The sequence below is a fragment of the uncultured Vibrio sp. genome (assembly GCF_947488985.1).
Lineage (GTDB): Bacteria > Pseudomonadota > Gammaproteobacteria > Enterobacterales > Vibrionaceae > Vibrio.
This window is the reverse complement of record NZ_CANLBV010000190.1, coordinates 1-2,178: the sequence shown is the minus strand read 5'-3', so window position 1 is coordinate 2,178 and position 2,178 is coordinate 1. Positions and strand designations below refer to the sequence as shown.

Annotated in this window: 2 protein-coding genes and 1 pseudogene; 2 read left to right on the top strand and 1 reads right to left on the bottom strand. The window is 43.3% G+C overall.

The window, feature by feature from the left end; all coding sequences use genetic code 11:
• Positions 1–76: 76 nt before the first annotated feature.
• Positions 77–469, top strand: a pseudogene (locus tag Q1A70_RS19580) (AraC family transcriptional regulator); the annotation flags it as partial.
• Between the two features lie 133 nt (positions 470–602).
• On the opposite strand, the gene Q1A70_RS19575 reads toward Q1A70_RS19580, so the two are convergent.
• On the bottom strand, positions 603–965 hold the full coding sequence (locus Q1A70_RS19575; RefSeq protein ID WP_299695626.1) for a DUF3024 domain-containing protein: 363 nt from the start codon (positions 963–965) through the stop codon (positions 603–605).
• Positions 966–1,217: 252 nt separating this feature from the next.
• On the opposite strand from Q1A70_RS19575, the gene Q1A70_RS19570 reads away from it, so the two are divergent.
• Positions 1,218–2,033: a phosphate ABC transporter substrate-binding protein gene (locus tag Q1A70_RS19570; RefSeq protein WP_299695624.1), complete on the top strand. Its 816-nt coding sequence runs from the start codon at positions 1,218–1,220 to the stop codon at positions 2,031–2,033.
• Positions 2,034–2,178: the final 145 nt, after the last annotated feature.

Sequence of the window (2,178 nt, the reverse complement as noted above, 5' to 3'; positions counted from 1 at the left end):
TGAAGTACACCTAAACCCAGAAAGAGAAGCTGCTTAATAAGTAAGCAAATGATGACAACTACCTTGAAAAACGCCGTTAGCCTTGCTTTCTCTCATGGTAGACAAGCACCCTTCTCTTGCTTCCACTATCGCCAGCGCGGCAAAGCTTACCGTGACTCAAAAAGTCATCTATTACATCGAGCAAAATATCGAGAACAACATATCACTTGATACGTTAGCCAATTACATGGGAATGTCACCAGCGACGCTTAAACGCCGTTTGTCGGCTGAAGACCTATCCTTCTCGAACCTATTAAAAATAAAGCGTATTGCCCACGCAGCCACTCAGCTGAGAACATCAAATAAGTCGATCACTCAGATCGCTTATGAATCTGGCTTTAAAAGTGCTGCTCATTTCAGTACCGCCTTTAAAACGTATCACGGCAAAACACCGAAAGACTTTAGAACCTTGATAGCGAAAGCTCAATAAACGTCGTTTAGATATGCACTTTGGCTAGAAGATTCAATGTAAAGGGACTGCATCAAGCATCTGTATTAACACTCGAGTGTCACCAAAACGGTTATGGTTACTAACAAGGCAATAGCTACTAACATGGCAATAGTTAAGACCAAAAATACGATTTAGGATCTTTTTCTATTTCCAATAGAATCGCATCCAGGTCTTTAGATTGTGGAAGGTATGGGTAAGGTCCCCAGTTAAGATGCCCAGTCTTAGCCTCATTTTCCAATGGCACCATCACCAACCAACAAGACCTTGACTCATCATAGGTAACACGCGCAATCTCGTTGGTATAGTCACTGTGAGAGGAGTCCAAGAGGTAATGCGCCATTGAAAAGGACACGCCACTTTCACACTCTTCATATAAGGATTTGCCTAGCTCTACGGGTAAACTTTGATTTCGAGAAGTACAGAGCCTCTCAGCTCCGATTAAAAGCCGACTCACTTCTATTTGTATGACGGACATAGTACACCTCTAACTGCACAGAAACTCTTAAATTCGCCGTTTCCTCTAACTCAGCTTAGGAGCCTCCCCATCTTTTAGCGAATCAGAGGATACAAATAACCCACTTGCTCCCGCTAAGCCCGCGGCTTCTTTCACTAAGCTTGGACTGTCAGAATCCATCTCAATGGCTAGCGAGCTAACGTATAAGCTTCACAAAAGTGTCATATAGCCATTCTATGATGGGCGGCAAATATTATTAATAAGGAATTTATTATGTTGCGAGTCGCGCTTGCCTCTCTACTTTCGCTAGCTTTGTCTTCTCAAACCGTTTTTGCTCAAGAAACCAGTATTTTAGGCTCCACTTCTGTCTCACGTGTGATGGACGTATTAGCGGAAGAGTACAATAAGACTCACCCTGATAATTATATTGCAGTTCAGGGCATTGGCTCTACAGCTGGTATCACTATGGTAAATAAAGGCGTGGCTGATATCGGTATGAGCTCGCGTTACTTAACCGACCGTGAGCAGAGCGACAAACTGAATGTCTTCCCAATTGCCTTTGACGGCCTCGCAGTCGTTACCAACCGTTCAAACACGGTAAGCAACGTGACACGTGAACAGCTATTCGATATCTACAAGGGCAAGGTAACAAATTGGAAAGAAGTGGGAGGTGCCGATCAGCCGATCGCAGTTGTCACTCGTGAGGCGTCTTCTGGTTCACGCTACAGTTTCGAAAGCTTGCTTGGTTTAACTAAAATCATTAATGACCGTCTTGTGTCTGACATCAACCCCAATAACTTGGTTGTAAACAGCAACAGCATGGTAAAGACGATTGTTAACCATAACCCGCACGCAATTGGCTTTATCTCTGTCGGCTCTGTCGACCATTCGGTTAAGGCCATCACATTTGAAGGTGTTGAACCAACGTCAAAGAACATAGCTAGCCACAAATATAAACTGGCTCGCCCATTCTTGTTGCTGCATAAAGAAGAGTCGGTCTCTGAGGAGAGCTTAGATTTCATTAACTTTGTGAAATCTAAGCAAGGACAGAGTCTTATTGAAGAGTACGGTTACACACCGATTAAGTGATCACACCTACATATTTACGAGATACCATAAAACTAGATATCGCGTATAAAAAAGAGAGAGCATTAAGCTCTAATACCGTTCACTTAAGGTGAGCGGCATTGTTTTTTCTAGGATATCGGCTTGGCTTTTTCTTCACGACTCTAGG

Bases quoted from the DNA above. Each gene is read 5' to 3' on its own strand.
- Q1A70_RS19575 (WP_299695626.1), bottom strand. From the start codon at position 965: ATGTCCGTCATACAAATAGAAGTGAGTCGGCTTTTAATCGGAGCTGAG.
- Q1A70_RS19570 (WP_299695624.1), top strand. From the start codon at position 1,218: ATGTTGCGAGTCGCGCTTGCCTCTCTACTTTCGCTAGCTTTGTCTTCT.